Raw genomic sequence first — 20,273 nt, 5'->3', positions numbered from 1 at the left:
AGAGACTCGCGACATGGCATCAGAAGAAGGCGACTGGCTGGAACTGTCGACCCCGACCGGGGGCACCATCCGCGTGCTCAAGTCGGCTCATCCCCGTGCGCGTCGCCTGCGCCTGACGGTGACGCCGAAGGGCGCGCGCCTCACGTATCCCAACGGTACGCACGTCGCGCAGATGACCGCGTTCCTGCGCCATCACGCCGATTGGCTGGAACAGAAGCTCGACGAGTTCCACCTCGATGCCGAGCCGCTGCCCGCGTTGCGCGTCGGCGTGCCCACCACGTTTCCCTTCCGTGGCGAGGAAACCACCCTGTACTGGGCGGAAGGGCCCTATCCCCGCGTGCAGCACGACGAGGGCAGCATCACCCTCGTCATCCCGGGCCCGCACCACCGCGCGTTGCTTGTCGCACGCGGTTTGCTGGCGACGTTCTTCGAGGCGCAGATCCGCCGCGACGTGTCGCGTTGGCTGCCGGGTTACATCCCGCAGATCAATGCGGCGCCTACCGCATTGCGCATCCGCCCGTTGAAGAGCCTGTGGGGCAGCCTGGATACGCGAGATCGCATCAATCTCGATCTCGCGCTCGCACTCGCGCCGCCCGCAGCATTGCGCTACGTGTTGGTGCACGAGCTGTGCCACCTGAAAGTGCGCAACCATTCGCCGCGATTCTGGAACTGGGTGGAGGGCATCCTCCCGGAACACAAGGAACAGCGCACGTGGTTGCGTTCGCATGGCAGCGCGTTGAAAGCGCAGCTGGACCGGCTGATCGCTGACGTGGCCGACTAGTCACGGCGCGCCGCCGGCAGGAAATCGATGAGTTCGAACTGCCGGGGCTCGAGGATGATCGGGCGCCGCCGGGCTGTGCGCAGGATATATTTCGTGCCCTGGCTTCCTGCGACGGAAAGCAGTTCGAGCGGTGCGTTGCGCGAGGCGCTTGCCGCCATGATGTCCCGAGGACGAAGTTCCACGGCGAAAAGCGATGAACGGTCGACCGGCGTGATGCCGATACCCGCGGCGATCGCATGCACCGGTCGGGTGGGTTCCACCGACGTAAGGCGCACGCCAAAAACACTGTCTGCCTGTTCGAACACATCGAGCGCGCCCCACGCCGTGCCATCGTCGGATGAGGTTCGCAGGAACTCACTCTGGCCGATGGGAAGCGGCTGATAGAAGTAAAGGCGTTCGGGAATCTCCGGGTTCGGAACTTTCTTGAGGCGGTGCGAAAGGGGCTCCGTCACGCCAAGCGGTGTGCGAATCGATGCCTCGAACTGAGCAAGGGTGGTTTGGAAACGCTCGCGCTCCGCCGTGGAAATCAGGCGGCGCCCTGGAATACGCCAGCGATCCAGGTACATCGCACGGCACACGCGCTCACGCTGGGCCACCTCTGGAAACGCCTCTTCCATGCGTCGTGCAAAGTCCGAATAGACGCCCGATGCACTTGCATGGGCCGAGCTACTGCCGGCGAGGTGTCGCGACGAGGGACGTGCGGCCCGCCAGAAGCCGTCAACCAACCGGATGGCCCTGCCTGCGGCCTTGCCCTCAAGGGGACGTGTGTTGATACGGGTAACCTGGCTGCGCGTGTCGTAGTGAGCACGATAAAAAGCACCATCAATCACCGCGAACTGCTCGCCGTCGATGCGATAGAGGCCATGCCTGTCTGCTGCGCCTCTTGATTTGCCGGCCTCCGCCACCGCGGTGGCGCCGAAACGCCGATGGGGTCGATCAAGTATCCGCTCTACAAGTTTTCCATTACCCGCGCGGTAGCGGACAAGATGCACGGCGCCCTTGCGCACCGATACACCGGCCGGGTGAGCCCCCAGTGCGGCCACGTAACTTTCTGTCAGGTCGACCAGCGCCTGTGCGTAGTCACCGATCCGCGCCGCGTCATAGGCGCGAACCGCCGGTGGAAGGATCCGGAACGGGGCCGTGGCTGCGCTACCGACGATGGCCGCGGGAAGCGTCTGAACAGGGCTGCTTCGCCACAAGTCGATACGCAACGAGATGCTCGCATCGACGGCGTTACGCGTCAGCGTTGCTACATCGCGAAGCGATTGCGCGAGCCCCGTATCGAACAGCACATCGAACAGCGGGCCGGTGATGTCCCGCAAGACGAATGGCCCGTCGGTGACGGTCTGCCCCTGCGGATATCCCGAATTGAAAATGAAGTGCGCACCGCGGTTTGCCTTGAACTGCCGCGTGCCATGGTCGCCGATCGGCTCGGCGAACTCGGCGGGCAGTCTGTCGAGGAGGTACTCACGGAACGCCGGCGCACGAAGGAAGAGCCGTTCCGCCTCTTCCTGACTGGAAAAGGCGCGATATGACACGTTGTCGGGTGCATCGGGTGTGTGGAAAACGGACCATGGCTCACCTCGGGCGCGGCGTGACGAGCGTGGGGCGAATGCGACGACATCGCGCACGGCCACGCCAAGGTAGGTGACCTCGCGCGCTACGATATCGCCGCGATGGCCCCGTCGTGGCGCCACGCCTGTTGCTTCATCCAGTACGACATCGACCCAGCGGGCGGCGATCTCGGTAAGCCCCGAAGCCACGCGGGACTCCAGCAACGCATGGCGCATGTGGGCCGCCTGCACCATGGCGGCAGCCTGTCGGCGCAGCGGCGCTTGGCGGCCATCACGCATAGATTGCGTGAGCAACGCCGTGTAGCGCGTAGGGACATCCAGTGCGGTAAGCATCCCGCGGATCGTCGAATCGTCCAGCGCGGGGATGGAAGTGCCGTCGGAACCTGAAGCGCTCAGCCGGCCGCCGTCGAGCAGCGGCACGTTGCGCAGTGCCGCTTCGAGAAGGGTCGTATGCACCTGGGGCGGCCCGGCGGTGGCGGAGCCCAGCGACTCGGTCCACGCGATGGGATTGTTGGTACGGTCGAGGGTAAGCGTGATGGATTCGGGTTCCTCGACCACGCCGATCGCACCCAAGGCCTTGCCGAGTGCCTGCAGGGTGTAGGGGACAAGTTCGGGAACGGCCTGCGCATCCGCTTCGGCCAGCCGCTGGGCAGCGACGACGGTGGCGCCATGCCACTCGGCTCGCGTGCGCCGCCATGCATTGGCGAGCGATGCGGAGACGGACGCCAGCCGCTCATCGCTGGCTTGCTTCTGCAATCGGCCTTCGCGGACCCTGAGGATGGCATCGATATCGATGAGGTTGTCAAGATCCAGGATATCGTGCAGGTCGTCCGCAAGGAGCTGCGTGGCGGCCGGATGGGACGGGGCAAGCGAGAAGGCGATGCCGGCATCGATCAGTTGATCGCGTTGCATCGCGATGAACCGTTCCACCAGTGCTACGAACGGGACGCCCGCGATGGTGCGCGATGTGGCGGTCTGGTCGATGCGGCCGAGGAGACGCGCCGCGGGCGACGCGGCGAACTGGCGGCGTGCTTCGCGCTCGATTGCCGCGTGGGCGTCGTCGAGGCTCGTATGGCCGTCCCAGCCGCGGGTGGGAAGGAACGACACGACGAGGGAGGGCGCGGCAGGATCCACGATGAGAAGTGCGCCGCCATACACCGTGCCGTTGATCAGCACTTCCCGCAGCTCCGCCGGCGCGGCGAGCGCACCCAGGGTCGTGACCCGCCGGGCAAGTCGTGCGGACGCACCGTCGAGCGTGCCATCGATGACCTGTAACTCGGCCAGGTCCGTCATGGCGGATGACAGGCGGCGGCTCAGCTCACCTCGCCGACCTGCGGCGGGATCATCCCAGAACGCATCCACGCCCGCGATGATCTGCCCTGGCGAATCTGAGGAGAACGTGCCGGGCACGTCGGGCATGGCCTCGTTCTGATCGAAGAGCCATCGTTCCAGCGCGATGACGCGTGCCATCGCATCGGCCGCACGCTGTTCGTCGGACAGGGCCACGCTGGACGTGGATGTATCGGGGGTGAAATCCATCGGCGATCCTTGCTGCTGTAGAGGATCGCCTACCGTATCGATGGTCACCCGCGCCGTCTGTCGGTCGGCAGGCCGAGTCGTGACGGGAAACTACCGCTCCCGCTGTAGGCGATTTCCTTCATCGCCAGCGGCGGGAGCGGTGCACCGCATTCAGTGCGCCAGCGCGAAGCCCGTGATGATCCGCGCGGTTTCGTCCGGCTTCTCGAGCATCGGCATGTGGTTGCAACCGTTCAGCACGGTCGCACCGATCGACGGGCTGCTCTTCAGGCCCGCACGCAGCGTGTCCAGGGCCGACACATCGATGATCTTGTCACCGTGGCACCACAGGCCAAGCACCGGCATCGATAGCTTGCCGATCACCGGATCGAGTGCGAACGCCTGTTCGGGCTGCTTCAGCTCGGCGAAGGTCCGCTCGATGAACGCACGATCCTTCTCGTGGCGATTGACCAGTGCGTCCTCGACCCGGCCGGGCAAGCGCGGCGGGGTGACGAAGATGCGTGCCATCAAGGCTTCGAGGCTGGCGCGATCGCTGACGACGAACGGGTTCTTGCCCGCCTTGACATCGCGGGTGAAGTCGTTGTCCTTGAACGTCAGGCCCAGCGAGTCCACCAGTGCGAGCGCAGCGACGCGCTCGGGGTGATCGCCGGCATAGACGCCGGCGATGGCACCGCCCATCGAATGGCCGACCAGCAGGAAGTGCTGCAGGCCTGCTGCCTTCGCAAAGTCCTCCAGGCGATTAGCCTGCGCGGGGATGCCGTAGTCGGCCGTGTCGTTGCGTGACGACTCACCCCAGCCCGGCAGGTCCGGGATCACGACGTGGAAGTGGTCGGTCAGGCCCTTGGCCATCTCCAGCCAGGTTTCCTTGTTCGCGTCGAAGCCGTGCAGCAACACGATCGTCGGCCCCTGGCCGCCTTCGTAATACGACCAGGTGGTGTCGCCCACGACGACCGTTCGCTTGTCGACGTGTGCCTGCATCGCCATGCGTGCCGCGTCGGCCTTGACCAGCAGCTGCGGCGCGAACAGGTAGACGATGCCTGCGCTGCCACCCAGGACGAGGACGACGACGATCAGGAATTTCAGCCGGCGAAGCAGCAGCCGCTGCCAGAGCGGGCGGCTGTCGGACGGCTTCACGGGAGCAGGGGTCTTGGCAGCCATGTCACTTCTTCTTCGACTTGCCGGCCAGGATGCCTTCGACAGCCTGCTGGGTCATCGGGTGATAACCGGCCTTCGCCGTGGCGTAGGTCTTCTTCGCGAACGCGAGGCCTTCCGGCGTGCGTGCGAAGGCCTTGTACACCGGCGTGGTGAGATAGAGCCGGCCGATGCGGGTCATGTGCTCGGCGGCCGCGGTCCACACGTCCTTGTCGCCGGCGGCGATCGCGTGCGCATACCAGCGCATGCCGATCTCGGCATTGGGCGTGCCCGTGAGGTGCCACGCGGCATCGAGCGCCTTCATCTTGTCGAGCGGCGGCACGTCCGGCATGCGGTCCAGGAAGTACATCCACTCCTGCGTGTTCCAGCCCTTCGCATCCAGCGTTGCGGCATCGAGCTTGCCGGCAAGGAAATCCGTGCGCTGCTGGTCGATGCTGTCGAAACGTGCGGACGTGGGCAGCGGCGCATCCTTCGGGATGCCTGGCTGCCAGATCCACGCGCGCGCTTCCGCTTCGCTCATCTTGCCCGGGTACTTATCGAGCAGGTTGGCCTTGAGGTAAGCGAACATCGTGTCGGTGTCGATGCTCTGGAATGCGAAGTGGGCGAAGTAACCCTTCAGGTAGGCATCGAACGTATCGCGACCGAAACGCTGTTCCAGCGTGCGCAGGAACCACGAACCCTTGTCGTAGGCGACCGACGACAGCGAGTCATCGGCACCGACGCCGCGCGGATCCGGCGTCAGCTTCTGCGTGTTGGCCGGCATCTCGCCGATCGTCTTCTCCAGCTCGCGGGCGGAGAGCAGGGCCTCTTCGTCGGCCTGCGACTTTCCGTACACGGCCTCGGTGATGCGGCCCTGGACGTAGGTAGTGAAACCTTCGTTCAGCCAGATGTCGCGCCATGCGGCGCTGGTGACGAGGTTGCCCGACCACGAATGGGCCAGCTCATGGGAGACGAGCGAGACCAGGCTCTTGTCGCCGACCAGCACGGTCGGCGTCGCGAACGTCATGTTCGGGTTTTCCATCCCACCGAACGGGAACGACGGCGGTAGCACGAGGATGTCGTAACGACCCCAGGCGTACGGGCCGTAGAGCTTCTCGGTGGTGGCGATCAGCTTCTCGGTGTCTTCGAACTCATGCGCGGCCTTGCCGACCACGCTGGGTTCGGCGTACACGGCGCTGCGCGGACCGGTTTCCTTCACGGCGATGTCGCCCGCGGCGATCGCGAGCAGGTACGACGGGATGGGGTGCGGCTGGTCGAACCTGAAATCGCCATCCAGCGGATGCTTCGCGTCGTTGATCGCGCTCATCACCACGCGTACGTCCTTCGGCGCGGTGACGTGCGCATCGTAGGTGAAGCGGATGGCGGGCGAATCCTGCAACGGCACCCACGAGCGCGCGTGGATCGACTCGGACTGCGAGAACATGAAGGGCTGCTTCTTGTCCGCGGTCTGTTCCGGGGTGAGCCACTGCAGGCCGGAGGCTTCGGGCACCGTCGTGTAGGTGATGCGCACGCTGCCCGGGTGGGCCGGGGCCTTGATGGTGAGCTTCGAACCCAGTTCCTTGTCGCGCGCGGCCAGGTTGAACTTCAGCGGCGAGGCCTTGCCCGACGCATCGACGGCGTCGACGCTGGCGATCTTCAGGTCGCGCGTATCGAGCACCAGGTCGCCGGCCTTGCCGGCTTTCCAGTCGAGCTTGAGCAGGGCGTTGCCCGCCAGTTCGCGCTTGGCGAAATCCACCTTCAGGTCGAGATCGAGGTGGGTGACCTTGACCACGTCGGGCTGGGCGTAGGAATGCGGGTCGGCGGCAAAGGCCACGACAGGGAAGGCCACCGTGAGGGCCGCGAAGCTGAGCAGGCGCATGGAGCGTTTCCGTGGGGGGGAAAGCTGAAGTATGCCACCGGGTGGCAGGGGCGTCCCCCTGCCACCCGGGCCGGTCTAGCGGATGACGGTGAATTCGTTGCCTCGAAGGACCATGGCGACGCCTGGGTCGGCGGCGTTAGGACGCAGGATGTAGCTGGGCGTGCCGCGCCCGTTGTTCACGAAGAGCCGGAAGCGGGCGTAGCCATTCGGCTGGCGCTGTCCGCGAAGCGTGTCCAGGTGGATCTCGATGGCCCCGTGGGTGGGTACCCTGCCGCCCCGGCTGGCATACACCGCGGGATCCACGCTGGTGGTGACCACGCCCCTTGCCCCTGCGCCCCGCGCGCGGACTACCGGCGCGAAAAGGGTGTGGCCGTTTTCCAGCGAGGGGCCTGACCATCCCGGCCCGTAGTACCAGACCGAATCCGGCCATTCGTGTAGTGGCACCTCGCGCCAGGGTGACTCCAGGACAAGCCGATAGGCGGGCGCGACGGGCGGCCCGACAAGCGGCGCACGCGCCCCGGCGGCGAGGGCGTCGCGCCACGCCTGGGCGCGGGCGGCGCCCACGGGGCGGACACCGCCCGCCGAGGCAACATCGAACAGGAGCTCCTCCGCTCCCAACGCGCCCAGGCGTTCACGCAGGGTGCGCCGGAATTCGAGGCGCTGGTTCATCGTGAAGGCGTCGGGCATATCCGATGACCTGATCACATGGGTGCCTGGGCCCTCGGGAGGCAGGCGGTTCGCTTCGTTCCAGCCGCCACGCAAGCCGACATCCCTGCGCAGTCGCCACGCCTCACCGCGCCACTGAATGGCCGGGCCACTCCACTGGGCGTCAGCGGCGCCCTGGCGTACCAGCCGCCAGGTGTCGTTTGCCGAATCGAAACGCACTTCCCACACCCGGTCTTCCTGCCGGATAAAGGCCCGCCCGTTGACGCGATGCAGGCCGCGCGCATCGATGCGTGCGTTTGCCAGATCGACGCCTGTGGCGGCATAGCGATTGTCGAAAAGCCGCGCGTTAGTCGTGGTCGCGGATGCCGGCGACACCCGTGTCGCGCCTCCCAGGAACATCCGGGCAAAAGATGCGGGCCGGCTGGCGCCCTGGGCGACAGGCATGAGATTGAGCAAGCCGGTATACGCCTCGGCACCGTCGATAGCCGCCTGGCTGTAGTCGCCTGCGCGGATCGAATCGCCCAGGCGCCACATCGCGCGCAATCCGCGATCAGCCCCTGCGATGGTTTCACGCACGAGGACGTTTCCGGGTGTCAGTGCGTCGCGCACGCGTGCCACGCCTTGCCACAACGGCGCGTCGCGGTTCGCGCGCAGCGAGTCCTCGAGGTCGCTCATATCCTTCACCATGCGCGAGATATCGGTATCGTGCAGGACCGCGAACACATCGCCGGTGACATCGCGCTCGTCGAAAGGCTCTGCGGTGGGTGTCTGGCCTTGCCTCCCCGGCTGGCCCAGGATCCACGCCAGCTTGCGTGTACCTTCGGGTATCTCGAAATGCATGCCGCCGTTCGCATCGGCCGTGGCGAGCGATGCCGGCAGGCGATCGAGCAGGTAACTCTCGAAGCGCGGGTTGTAGAGGAACTCGCGTGCCGCATGCGCGGCATCGTCGAATTCACGCACGAAGCGTCCATCCGGTGCGCCCGGTGTATAGAACACCACGCGCGGCACGCTGCGGCGGTCACGCGCACCGACGACGAGCACGTCGCCGACCACGGCGCCACGGTATGTGAGCTGGCGCGCGACGATATCGTGGCCCTCGACCTTGCGACGATGGGCGGCCTCGGGGCTGTCGACCACCGCCTCGAGCCAGCGGTATCCGCGCTCGGCGTGGTCGCTGATAAACGCCGCCGGCTCGTCGCTGATGTAGTTGGACAGGCGCGCGTCGACGGCGTTCAAGCGCGGTTGCGCGCGCCTCAGTCGCGCGGAGGCATCGCGTCGCGGTTTTGCATCGCCAGCAGGGTCGAGCAGCGCGATCAGTTCATCGCGATAGCGGCTTACGGATTCGGGCGAGCGGCTGTCGTCCGGAACGGCAGGGAGATCAGGCGTGCCCTGCGAACCCACGTCGGTGATGCCCTGGTCGAGCGTCATGCGGAATTCGTTGGCGGCCACGCGCCACGCCTCGGCCACGTCGCGCGGTACCTTTGCAAGCCTTGCCTCTTGCTGGGCATGGCCGTGCAGGGCATCGCGATCCTGCTGCTGGTAGGGCAGGCCCAGTTTGGCGTGTAGGTCGAGCGCTGCCGAGACGGCATCGCCGATCGACACCGGCGTGGTGCCGTGGGAAGGATCGCTCCAGGCATCGATGACCTGCTGGCGTTGCATGGCGACCAGGCCCTGCGCCAGTGTCGTGAACGTGCCTTCGACGCCGATGTCGCGCGACGCGATCATGGTTTCTTCGGTGACCGCCTGTTCCACCGCGCTGTCGCGTGCACCAGGAAGCGTGGCGCGCAGGGCCAGCACATGGCGCAGCCAATCCTCGGTGTCGGCGTGCAGGTGATCCATGGAGGTGTACTGCCGCCACCCGCGCTCTGGCAGGAAGGCCAGCGGGCCGCCGGGCCCCTCGGCGACCAGGGCGCCAGCGAGCACGCTGTCGCCCAGCAACAGTTCACGCACGCGAATGCCGGTGGGCAGGGGCGCGTCTGCGCTGCGGGCCACCTGGGCAGCGAGCCGGGCGGCATCGTCGGCGAGCGTGCCTTGCTGTTGGCGCAACAGTGCGTCGTCGCGAAGGATGGCGGCAAGGTGGCGTGCGAGTACCGCGATGCGCGGTCGGAAGTCGGCGCCAGGGGCTGTGGGAACGGGCTGCTGCCAGAAGGCTTCCAGCGCGGCCAGGAAGGTATCGCGTGCGGCGTCACCCGGCGCGATCACGGGCAGCGGCTGTTGCTGTTGTTGCGCGTTGAGCCAGGTTTCGACGGCGCGCAGGCGGGTGGCGATGGCCGTAGCCTGGGGTCCTTGCGTATCAACGTACGCAGGCGGCGCCTGCGGCGGTTGCATTTCCATATGCGTCTCTTGTCCGTGTGGTTGATGGTCTGGACAAGATACGGGCGGCGCCCCATGACAATAAGCCGATCATGTCGCCATGCGACGTCAGCAACGGCCGTAGGCGTTCGTAGGGTTGCGCTTACGCTGCTTTTAGAGGGGCAGCATGCCGCCGCGGCGCCAGGGGGTGCCGTGGTGGCACTCCCTGGCGCCCCCCTCACGGGGCAGTGGGCAGGTTCAGGGTGAAATCGCCTGGCCCCAGCGGCACCGCGCGTGACCCGAGGGGATCGAGCACGGTGACCGCGGGGCGAAGCACCATGGCACTGCCATCGCCGCCGACGATCCGGTAGAGATCGAACGCCGGGCGGCCGGCTGCGGTCAGGCGAGCGCGCAGGCGGTGCATGTCGATGCGAACGTTGGTGAGCCGATGGTTGAGCTGGACGCTTCGCGCCACGGCGCCGCGCCACGCCGGGTGCGCAAGCTCCACGGGCGTGTTCGGGGCGAAGGTGATGAGCGGCACGCCCGTGATCTGTGCGGCCAGGCGCTGCTGGCCAATATCCAGGTAAGGGTGCACCGGTAACGCGGGGTCGAAGTTATCCGAGTAGTACCAGAGCTCCGCGGGCCACTGTTCCGGACGCAGTCGTTCCATCCCTTCCATGCGTGGCACGGAGAGGTCGACCGGCAGGCCCGGGGCGCCCGTGGAGACGGGAATGGCGGGGCGCGAACGGGCAACGCGGACCGAGTCATGCCAGTGGGCCCGGTTGGCGGAGGAAATCGTCGCGGCAGCCGCCGGGTCCCGGTTCGCCATTGCTCGAAGCACGGCTTCGGCGTCGTCGGGAGTGCGCACGCGGAGTTCGTACCAGAGTGTGTCCAATTGCCCTGAGGAAAGCGCCGTTACATCGGGATGGATGCTGAGCGGATCTTGCAGCACGCTGATGAGCTCGGGTGGAGCGCCAGGCGGCTGGCGGCTCGTCGTCGTGACGGTCGCGTGCGCTTCCGGCGCAGGGCGAATTTCCGGCCGGAGGCCGCGGCCACGCCCACGGCTACGCCCACGCCCGCTGCCCCCCAGCAGGCCGACGTCTTGCCGGTAACCCCATGTTCCCCCAGGCAGGCGATCGATGGCAGGCCCGGTGAACGTGCTGTCGAGCGCGCCCTCGCGAAGCAGCCGCCAACCCGCGATGGCTTCATCGTAGTGCACGCGATAGAACTGGCCGCCCTGCTCGATGTATCGCTTGCCGTCGATGAGGTGGATACCTTCTTCGACGCGGGAAGCCTGGCTCGCACGCACGCCGCGCGCCGCGAAGCGCTGCTCGAACAGCGTATCGGCAGGGCGCAGCGGCACGCCCGCTGCGACCAGCCGCGAGGGACCGCGCGTGGCGCGAACCCAGGCCTGGCTGACCGGCGATGCGCCGCGCGGCACGGGTGCGATCGCGAGGAACGCCTTGTAGCCATCGACGAAGGCGAGGAAGGCTTCGGTGTCGTCGCCTGCCTTCACCGCGTCGTAGAAGCGCCAGGCATTGCCGAGCATGCGTGGTACGGCTTGTACGATATCCGTGGCGAGTTCTTCGGCCACGCCGCCGGCCGGCTGGAGCGTGCCCAGCACCGAGCGAGCCAGGGCTACCGCGCGCTCGCGATCGGCCGCGGCGGTGGAGCGGGTGAGCCAGCGTGCGTCGCGGGCGAGCTGGTAGGTGGATGTCTCTCCAAGCGTGGTGAAGACGTCGCCGGTGACTACGCGCTCGCCGAACGGCTCTTCGGTGCGCGTGCCCTGCGTGCCACCCTGGCCGAACACCCAGCTGGATAGCCGTGTTCCGCTGGTATCGAAGCGTGGCGCGCCGTGGCCGTCGGTCACGGCGATATCCAGCGGCAGGCGTTCCAGCAGGTACCGCTCGAACTGCGGCGCATGCAGGAAATCCGACGCCATCTGCGCACGGCTTTCGAACTCGCGCAGCTCCTTGCCATCGGGTGCGCCAGGCGTCCAGGCGACGATGCGCGGTGCCGAACGCGGATCGGCTACGCCAAACACGACCACGTCGGCCAGCACCGCATCGCGATACGTGAGCTGGTGCGCCACGATGGCGTGGCCACCGACGAGCCGGCGACCCGTGGGCGAAGGCGAGGCGACCACGGCGTCCACCATGTGGTAACCACGTTGCTCGCGATCGTCGATGTACGAAGGCGGCTCGCCGGCGATGTAGTAGGCAGTCCGTGCATCGGCGGCAGCGAAACGCAGGGCATTCCGGGCGATGTCGTACGGCAGGCCGCCATGGGTGCGTGCATGCAGATAGGCGGGGTATTGCTCGTAAAGATCGATCCCGCGAACCATGGCGGTGACGGCACCTGCGCTGAGCGTGCCCGACAGTGGCGAGCCATCCTTGCGCCGCACCCCGACGATATCCTGCACATTGCCATACGCTGCCTGCAGCAGACCCATGTGCTGGCTTTCGGTGGGCGCTGCAAGGCGCATCACATAAGCCAGCACCGACGAGGGTGGAAGCGTCTCGCGAACCTCCACCTCGATATCGTCGGGCTCCTCGGCCAGGCTCGCGGCCCGCAGGCGCGAGCGCAACTGGCTACGGGCGTAGTCGCCGAGCGATGGCGGGATCGGTTCGTTACCCTCCAGCACGGCGTGTTCGGCGCGCTGCATGGCGGAGCGGTAGCCCTGGAAGGCATCCTGCCAGGCCTGTGCGACCGCCTGTGGTACCCGTGCCATCCGTTCCTGCTGGGCAGCGGCGAACAGCAGCCGCTCGCGACGGGCGAGGATCTGGTCGATATCGAGCACGTGCTGCAACGCCCGGGCGGCGTTCAGCGCATCGGCCAGCCCCCTGGAGGAAAGCAAACCCGCGTTGTAGTGCTGCCAGGCGGCTGCGGCCTTGTCGCGCTGCACGCGGACGATATCCGCCGCCATGGTGCCCAGGACGTCACCGCTGGCCGGCACGGTGCCCACCGTGCCCGTTTCGACCGCGCGGCGCATCGCCTCGTCGGCCATGCCGGGGAGCGTATCGACCTGGGCGAGGCGCTCGCGGAAGCGTGCGGCGAGTACCGCATGCAGGCGATCGCGCGACTCGAAGGATTCCCAGCCGGCATCGGGCATGAAGAGCCAGCAGGTCCCGGGTTGCGCCACGAACTCAAGCATGATCGCACCGGCGTAGCGGGTCGCACCGAAATGGATCCACGATGCTCGCGCGGCGCCGGTGTCAGCCGATGGTTGTGCGAGCCAGGCACGGATGGCTCGGACTGCCTCGGCATCGAGCGTGCGATCGAGGCCGCGCAGCGTGGCTTCGTCGCTCATCACGTTAGCAAGCGTGCGCGCCACGGCCTCGCCCAGCGGGAGTGGCGCGCTGCCGGGGGCCGTGCTGACCGGCGCCGACATGCTGGCATCGAAGGCGGCAAGGTAACCGGCTTCGCCTCCGGCGAGGGGCGTGTCGGGAGGCAGCGGCATGGCCTCGCGCTGGGCGAGCAGCCAACCCTGTGCATCGGTGAGGCGGCGAAGTGCCGCGACGGCGGCAGCTTCCTGTGTGGAAACATGGGCAGGCGGTGCCTGCGGCGGGAGCATATCCAAGTGGCCATCCTTTGGCGGTTGAGGAGCCGCCAAGGTACGGACAAGCGCAGATGGGGTATGCCCGGCTTTTCCCCGCCCGGATGGGGATGTCGGCCTGACTATGGGTAAGCCCAGGCCTACATCGATGTCCGAGGAAACTTAAAGCTTGTAGCCGCGATGGATGGCGACAATGCCATTGGTAAGGTTGCGCACCTCGACGTGCCCAAAGCCAGCGGCCAGCATCATGTCCTTGAGCGTGCCCTGGTCGGGATGCTTGCGGATCGATTCGGCCAGGTAGCGGTAGCTGTCGCCATCATTGGCGAACAGCTTGCCCAGGCGCGGCAGGATCTTGAACGAATGCACGTCGTACAGCTTCGACAGCAGCGGGCTCTGCACCTTCGAGAACTCAAGCACCAGCAGGCGGCCACCCGGCTTGAGGATGCGCTGCATGTCGGCCAGCGCCTTGTCCTTGTCGGTAACATTGCGCAGGCCGAACGCGATGGTGACGGCATCGAAGCTGTTGTCGGGGAACGGCAGGGCCTCGGCATTCATCTGCGCCCAGCGCAGGCCGGCCACCAGGCCGCGATCGGTGAGGCGGTCACGGCCGACGCCGAGCATCGCGGCGTTGATGTCGCCGACCACCACCTCGCCTTCCTCGCCTACCACGGGCTTGAGCAGGGCGGCGATATCGCCGGTGCCACCGGCGAGGTCGAGCACGCGATCGCCACGGCGCACGCCGCTGACGGCCACGAAGTGGCGTTTCCACAGGCGGTGCACGCCGAACGACATCAGGTCGTTCATGAGGTCGTAATTGCGTGCCACCGAGGTGAACACTTCGCCGACGAGCTTCTGCTTGTCACCGACGGGCACGTCGCGGAAGCCGAAATGGGTGGTCTTGTTTTCCATGGCGCTCAGTTACCTTGGTGTTCGTCGTGGTGGCGGTGCTTCTCGTTCGCCACGTGGCGGTCATGCAGTGATTCGGCGGTAGTCTCGCCCGGGTCGCTGGGCGGACGCGCATCGAGATCGCGTTCGTTGTCGCCACCCGGCGTGATCTTCAGGATCGAGTGACGCACCTCGCGGGCGAGGATGACGCGGGCATCGCGCACCATGTCTTCCAGCGCATCGCTGAAATCCAGCTTGCCGTTCTCGTCGGTCCAGACGACCTTCGCTTCGCGCAGTTTCTGGATGAAGCCGCGGAACAGCGCCTTGTCGAAGAACTCCGGCGCCGACAGTTCGTTGAGCATGCCCAGCCGCTGCGCAGTCAGGGTGCACGCTGTCTCCAGCTCGCCCGACGACATCGTGTGCGGACCGTTCTTCACCAGCGCCGCGATGGCGATGTAATAACGCTCGAACGCCTGCAACATGCTCCGGGCGATGACGCGCAGCTGGTAGGCGCCGTCGTCCTGTCCCGGGCCACGCTCCAGCACACGACCTTCCGACGAGGATTCGAGGATGCCGCGGCGCACGAAGAACTCGATGGTCTCCTGCACCTGGCGTGCGAACCCATCGTCGTCCCAGGCAAGGAACAGCTCGCCCTGGATGAACGGGTAGATGATCTTGCCCAGGCGCATGACCGACGAGCGCGACATCCGCCGGTTGTTGAGGAAGCAGGCCGCGACCCACGCCGCCGCCGCATTCAGGTGCAGCACGTTGTTGCGGAAGTAGGACAGCAGCACCGCCTGCTCGCCCTCGGTGACGAGGACGTCGCCCAGCGGATGGCGCACGCGGCGAATCCAGCCCATCTGCTCGCCATAGGCGACGATGCCCTGCGGATTCATCGCGGTGATGGTCACCCGGTCGGAATAGGGCAGCTCGTGGAACATCGCCTTGGTGAGCTCGAGCTGTGCGAGCAGGTCGTTCTCGGCCATCGCATGCTTGGGCGTCGCCAACAGCGCGAGTGCCAGCAGGTTGATCGGATTGACGTCCGCGGCGCGGTTGATATTGACCTGGATCTTCTCGGCCAGGTCGTCGACCATGCCGTTCAGCCACTCGGGCTTGACGTCGGCATCGGTCGTCGTCTCGCGCCAGCTGGGCGCGACTTCGTCAAGCATCGGCGTCAGCGCGATCGGCTCGCCGAAGTTCAACGTGACGTGGCCGTAGCGCTGGCGCAGGACCTTAAGGCCGCGGATGAGGCCGATCAGCGATTCCTTCTCCTTCGGCTTGCCGGACAGCTCGCCGACATAGGAGTTGCCTTCCATCAGCTTCTCGTAGCCGATGTACACGGGCTGGAACAGCACCGGGCGACGCGGCGCGCGCAGGAAGGCGCGCACGGTCATCACCAGCATGCCGGCACGCGGCGCGAGCAGGCGGCCGGTACGCGAGCGACCGCCTTCGATGAAGTATTCCAGCGGCACGCCGCGATCGACCAGCTGCGCGAGGTATTCGTTGAACACCACCGAATACAGCGCATTGCCCTTGAAGCTGCGCCGCAGGAAAAACGCGCCGCCACGCCGCAGGATCGGCCCGACCACGGGCAGGTTGAGGTTGACGCCCGCAGCGATGTGCGGCGGCACCACGCCCGAATGATGCAGCTGGTAGCTCAGCAGCAAGTAGTCGGTATGGCTGCGGTGGCATGGCACATAGATCACTTCGTGGCCCGGCGCCGCGGCGCGTGCCTTGTCGAAGTGGTGCATCGCGATGCCGTCGTACAGCTTGTTCCAGAAGTTGGAGAGCAGGAACGAAGTCGAGCGCACGACAGGGTGCGAATAGTCCGCCGAGATCTCCAGGGCGAAGTCGCGGGCGCGACGCTCCGCCTTGCCCTGCGAGAGGTTTTCCTTCTTCGCCGTGGCGGCGATCGCATCGCGCACGGGCTGCGCGTTGAGCACCGAGTCCACCACCGTGCGACGGTGCGACAGGTCGGGGCCGATCACGGCGGCGCGGATGCGATGGAAATGGGTTCGCAGCACGCGTGCGATCTTGCGCGTGAGGCGCTCGCTGGCCAGGCCTTGCGAGTCGGACAGCACCTTGCGCAGCGACACCGGCTCGGAGAAGTGCACGACCGTGTCACGGCCGTTGAGCAGCAGTGCCAGCATGCGCCGGAAGCGACCGACGACGATCCAGTTTTCCGCGAATAGCACGCTGAACCAGCCGGTTTCGCGGTTCGGCGCGCGGCCGACATAGATCGACACGGGGATGACCTGGATGTCGCGCTCCGGGTCGTCTTCCAGCGCACGGATGAGCTGGCCGATCGGCTCCTTGGGTCCACGCGAATCGGTACGCCCGAACAGCCAGCCATGGCGGCGGCTCAGCGAAAACACCGAGCGGCGCCGGCGCCCGGGCAGGTCCAGCAGCTGCATCGGGCTGGGCAGGCCAGCCTCGCGGCAGGCGCGCTCGAGGATCAGGGCATCGGAGGTGCCGTTACGTTCAATGGCGTAGCAGACCGCGGCGCCGCTTTTCAGCAACGTGGCGGGCTCCGCGGGTTCGCGCTTGATGCGCACCCAGGGCTCGAGCACGCGCCCCAGCAGCTTGAACCACCAGGGGGAGCGGGCGACGTGGACGTGCGGATCCGCACTCATCGGGATATCGGACATCGTGGGATTGTACGGCGTTAGCGGGTCTTGGCGGCTGCGACGGGCGCGACGGGGTCATGCGGCGGTGCGGCATTGCTCGCGGCGGGCGCAGGCGCGCTGCTCGCCGGGGGCGGTGGATTGAGCTTGACGTGCTGGTTGCGCACGCTTTGCAGCAGGTCGCTGTCGTACCAGCGCCCATCGAGCATCACCAGCGTCGCGTCGGTCTGGATCGGCTTGTCCAGGATCGTGTAGGTGATCTTGACGTGCGCCGTGCCGCCGGTGTTTTCCAGGGTGTCGATGCTGATCGAGTCGAAGGTCTTGTCCAGCGACAGGCCGTAGACGTCGAGCAGCTTCTTCAGGCCGTCCCACATCGCCGTATACGACGCCATGGACTGGTTGAAGTCCATCGTGTGCATGGCCTCGGGCGTCGACAGGTGGGCGTTGCGTGCGCTGTCGACCACGATGGCCACGGCGCGCCGCGCCTTGTCCTGGTCGCCCCAGGCGACGGTTTGCGTCCAGGGCGCGATGACGTTGACCGCCTCACGCAATTGCCGCTTTTGCGGGATGCTCAGGTCTTTCGACTGCTCGATCGCCGTCAGCGCCATCGACTGGGCCATGCCCGAGATCAACGGCATCTGGTCTTTGTAATCGCGATCGAAGCGGACGAGCGTGGGGCGCAGGTCGACGAACAGTTTTTTCTCGGCGTCGGGCTCGGTCAGGCGTTTCACGCCGTTGGCGAACTTTGCCCGGTCGTCGTCGTTGATCGGCTCCTCCGCCGCGTTGCGCTTCGGCCAGTCGGCCTTCAGCGCCGCGAAGTCCGCCGGTGGCAGCGCGTGCTGCCAGAACAGGTCGAACTTGCCCTGGTGGATCAGCTCAAGCGAATCGCGCGTCGCGTCTTCGGGCGAACCGCCGCCGGGCGTACCCGTGACTTCCTTGTGCCGGTTGCAGCCAGCGAGCAATGCGATGCCGAGGAAGAGCAGGCAGGCCTTGGATGGAATGCGGGGCATGGACGTCATCCGGGCGCAACTGGGGAGGGGAGCGTACGGGGGCGGCCGTTGGTGGGCAAGGGGTAGCGGCCCATGTATCAGGGCGCTGGATAAAGAAAAACCCCGGAGACGAACCGTCTCACGGGGTTATCCGGCCCGAAGCCGGTAAGGGAAATGGCCTTGCCCGCTTTGCTTTCGGCACCGCGGGTTTCGGCGAGGCAATGATAGTTGGACGACATTGCTAAAGCAATACGTCACAAAACCATGCCTAAGTGTATGTTTTTACTTGGTACGCAGCGCGTCGATCTTCTTCTGGCGGCGTTCCTCGCGCGGCAGAGTGTAGTCGTTATCGAACAGCGCGGGTTCCCAGCTGCCGTAAGTGGCGTTCGGCAGGACGAACCAGCGCTCGCCGATCCACGCGGTGTAGGGCGCCATGGCCTTGGCGCGACCCTCGGCGGTGTTGCCGTAGACGTTGGCGAAATCGCCGATCTGGTCGCCGAACTGCATCAGCACGCGGTATTTGCCCGCGATCAGCTGGCGACGGCAGCCTTTCTCGCTGCCCGCCTGCTCGCAGCCTTCGACGAATGTTCCCAGGCCGAGGAAGCTTTCCTTGCCGGCGACCGGGAAGCCGGCCTTGCGCAGGTTTTCCAGCGTGACGTCGTTGAGGTCCTTCGCGCGGTTGGAGACGTAGATCACCGCGATGCCGTGCTCGGCGGCGAACTTCGTGAATTCGACGGCGCCCGGCATCGCCTTGGCGATCCCTTCCTGGCACCACGCGGCCCAGTCGGCCTCGTTGAATTCACCACCCGAGCGGATCAGGCGCGCCTGGTAGGGCGAGTTGTCCAGCGCGGTCTCGTCCACATCGAGCACCACGGCGGGCTTGAGGCCCTTCAGCGATGCGTGCGCGGCGCGGTCGTCCTTCGCCAGCGCGTCCCACGTGGGGTCAGCCTTCGCCTTGAGAAGTTTCTCCTGCGCGTCGCGATAGGCCTGGATGTAGATGAAGTCGTGCTCGTTGGACGTCTGCGACCAGAGCACGGCATTCAGGTTGTCGTCGGCAGCCGGGCCGCTGGCCGGTGCGGCAGCCGCGGTCGCGGCGGTCGTGGCGACGGGTGCCGAAGCCACCGGGGCCTTCGGGGCCGACGCGCAGCCGGCGAGGACGAGGGCGGCCGCGAGGGCTGCCGGAGCGAACTTGATCATGGATTCCCCTGGAATATCGGGCGCCTGTGCCCGAGGGCCGGCGATTGTGGCCGCAGTTTACGACAGGGTGACGACGGCGGCACGCCTATGGCACTTCTACCCCGTGTACTGACAGACTGCGGCCTCACCCACGACGAGCCCGTCCATGGACGCAGAAAACCGGACCCGCGCGGTGCGCATTGCCAGCTACATCCTCGCGGGCGCTGCCCTGTTGCTGGTGATGCTCCTTCGTTTGCTGCCAGCCCTGCTCGCCGGGCTATTGGTCTACGAAGTCGTGGTCTCGGTCGCACCGCTCATGGGCCGCCGCATCTCGGGCGAGCGTGCGCGGATCCTCGCCGTCGCGCTGGTCGGCGTCGTCGTGGTCGGCCTGTTGACGCTGCTGATCCTGGGCGCGGTGAGCTTCTTCCGCAACGAGATCGGCAACCCGACCGATCTTTGGCAGAACAAGCTGATGCCCATGGTCGAGCGTGCTCGCCAGCAGTTGCCGCCCACCATCGTCGGGATGTTGCCCGACAGCGTCGACTCGCTGCGCATCACCGCGCTCGACTGGATCCGCACGCATGCGGTGGGCCTGCAGTTGGCTGGCAAGGAAGCGGCGCGCGTGCTCGTGCACATCGTCCTCGGGCTCATCCTCGGCGCGTTCGTCGCGCTCAGCCGGGCCCGCCCGACCCACCAGATCGGCCCGTTCGCATCGGAGCTTGGCCTGCGTTGCGCGCGCCTTGCCGACGCCTTCCACAACATCGTCTTCGCCCAGATCAAGATCTCGCTGGTCAACACGTTCTTCACCGCGATCTTCCTGCTGGTGGTGCTGCCGCTGTTCGGCCAGCACCTGCCGCTGACCAAGACCCTGATCGTGATCACCTTCATCGTCGGCCTGCTGCCGGTGATCGGCAACCTGCTGTCGAACACGGCGATCACCATCGTCGGCCTGTCGGTTGGCCTCTACGTCGGCCTGGGTGCGCTGGCCTTCCTGATCCTGATCCACAAGCTCGAATACTTCCTCAACGCCCGCATCGTCGGCGGCCAGATCCGTGCCCGGGCCTGGGAGCTGCTGGTGGCGATGCTGGTGTTCGAAGCGGCCTTCGGCTTGCCCGGCCTCGTGGCGGCCCCCATCTTCTACGCCTACGTCAAGGCTGAACTGGAAGCCGAGCGCTTGATCTAGC

At 66.6% G+C, this 20,273-nt stretch carries 11 protein-coding genes; 2 read left to right on the top strand and 9 right to left on the bottom strand.

Annotation, left to right across the window (positions count from 1 at the left end):
• Positions 1 to 13 precede the first annotated feature (13 nt).
• Entirely contained in the window at positions 14 to 781 is a 768-nt protein-coding gene (locus KPL74_16035; protein ID QWT19247.1) for a M48 family metallopeptidase, read from the top strand.
• Here the strand turns inward: KPL74_16035 and KPL74_16030 are convergent.
• From KPL74_16030 to KPL74_15990, 9 genes are all read right to left on the bottom strand, one after another.
• Positions 778 to 3,894 (bottom strand): hypothetical protein, encoded by a 3,117-nt coding sequence (locus KPL74_16030; GenBank protein ID QWT19246.1) that lies wholly within the window; start codon positions 3,892 to 3,894, stop codon positions 778 to 780. The two genes, KPL74_16035 and KPL74_16030, sit on opposite strands and share 4 nt — an antisense overlap.
• Before the next feature lie 150 nt (positions 3,895 to 4,044).
• Positions 4,045 to 5,049, bottom strand: a complete 1,005-nt coding sequence (locus KPL74_16025) for an alpha/beta fold hydrolase (GenBank protein ID QWT19245.1) — start codon at positions 5,047 to 5,049, stop codon at positions 4,045 to 4,047.
• A 1-nt stretch (position 5,050) separates the two neighbouring features.
• Entirely contained in the window at positions 5,051 to 6,901 is a 1,851-nt protein-coding gene (locus KPL74_16020) for a M1 family metallopeptidase (protein ID QWT19244.1), read from the bottom strand.
• A 75-nt stretch (positions 6,902 to 6,976) separates the two neighbouring features.
• Positions 6,977 to 9,901: a hypothetical protein gene (locus KPL74_16015; protein QWT19243.1), complete on the bottom strand. Its 2,925-nt coding sequence runs from the start codon at positions 9,899 to 9,901 to the stop codon at positions 6,977 to 6,979.
• Between the two features lie 196 nt (positions 9,902 to 10,097).
• Positions 10,098 to 13,439, bottom strand: a complete 3,342-nt coding sequence (locus KPL74_16010; protein ID QWT19242.1) for a hypothetical protein — start codon at positions 13,437 to 13,439, stop codon at positions 10,098 to 10,100.
• Between the two features lie 138 nt (positions 13,440 to 13,577).
• On the bottom strand, positions 13,578 to 14,324 hold the full coding sequence (ubiE, locus tag KPL74_16005; GenBank protein QWT19241.1) for a bifunctional demethylmenaquinone methyltransferase/2-methoxy-6-polyprenyl-1,4-benzoquinol methylase UbiE: 747 nt from the start codon (positions 14,322 to 14,324) through the stop codon (positions 13,578 to 13,580).
• 5 nt (positions 14,325 to 14,329) lie between these two features.
• Positions 14,330 to 16,948 (bottom strand): glycerol-3-phosphate 1-O-acyltransferase PlsB, encoded by a 2,619-nt coding sequence (plsB, locus tag KPL74_16000; protein ID QWT19240.1) that lies wholly within the window; start codon positions 16,946 to 16,948, stop codon positions 14,330 to 14,332.
• A gap of 17 nt (positions 16,949 to 16,965) precedes the next feature.
• Positions 16,966 to 17,934 (bottom strand): hypothetical protein, encoded by a 969-nt coding sequence (locus KPL74_15995; protein ID QWT19239.1) that lies wholly within the window; start codon positions 17,932 to 17,934, stop codon positions 16,966 to 16,968.
• Between the two features lie 261 nt (positions 17,935 to 18,195).
• Complete coding sequence (locus KPL74_15990) at positions 18,196 to 19,110, bottom strand: hypothetical protein (protein QWT19238.1); 915 nt, start codon at positions 19,108 to 19,110, stop codon at positions 18,196 to 18,198.
• A gap of 145 nt (positions 19,111 to 19,255) precedes the next feature.
• Between KPL74_15990 and KPL74_15985 the strand changes: the two genes are divergently transcribed.
• Positions 19,256 to 20,272 carry a hypothetical protein gene (locus tag KPL74_15985; GenBank protein QWT19237.1) on the top strand — a complete coding sequence of 339 codons (1,017 nt, stop codon included), beginning with the start codon at positions 19,256 to 19,258 and terminating at the stop codon, positions 20,270 to 20,272.
• Position 20,273 lies beyond the last annotated feature (1 nt).

It is taken from the genome of Bacillus sp. NP157 (genome assembly GCA_018889975.1).
Taxonomy (GTDB): Bacteria; Pseudomonadota; Gammaproteobacteria; order Xanthomonadales; family Rhodanobacteraceae; genus Luteibacter.
Note: the sequence above shows the minus strand (reverse complement) of the source record. Positions and strands in the feature narration are given on the sequence as shown.

Coding starts and splice junctions, on each gene's coding strand:
- ubiE (QWT19241.1), bottom strand. CDS start 14,324: ATGGAAAACAAGACCACCCATTTCGGCTTCCGCGACGTGCCCGTCGGT.
- KPL74_15985 (QWT19237.1), top strand. CDS start 19,256: ATGGACGCAGAAAACCGGACCCGCGCGGTGCGCATTGCCAGCTACATC.
- KPL74_16015 (QWT19243.1), bottom strand. CDS start 9,901: ATGGAAATGCAACCGCCGCAGGCGCCGCCTGCGTACGTTGATACGCAA.
- KPL74_15995 (QWT19239.1), bottom strand. CDS start 17,934: ATGCCCCGCATTCCATCCAAGGCCTGCCTGCTCTTCCTCGGCATCGCA.
- plsB (QWT19240.1), bottom strand. CDS start 16,948: ATGTCCGATATCCCGATGAGTGCGGATCCGCACGTCCACGTCGCCCGC.
- KPL74_16025 (QWT19245.1), bottom strand. CDS start 5,049: ATGGCTGCCAAGACCCCTGCTCCCGTGAAGCCGTCCGACAGCCGCCCG.
- KPL74_16030 (QWT19246.1), bottom strand. CDS start 3,894: ATGGATTTCACCCCCGATACATCCACGTCCAGCGTGGCCCTGTCCGAC.
- KPL74_15990 (QWT19238.1), bottom strand. CDS start 19,110: ATGATCAAGTTCGCTCCGGCAGCCCTCGCGGCCGCCCTCGTCCTCGCC.
- KPL74_16020 (QWT19244.1), bottom strand. CDS start 6,901: ATGCGCCTGCTCAGCTTCGCGGCCCTCACGGTGGCCTTCCCTGTCGTG.
- KPL74_16035 (QWT19247.1), top strand. CDS start 14: ATGGCATCAGAAGAAGGCGACTGGCTGGAACTGTCGACCCCGACCGGG.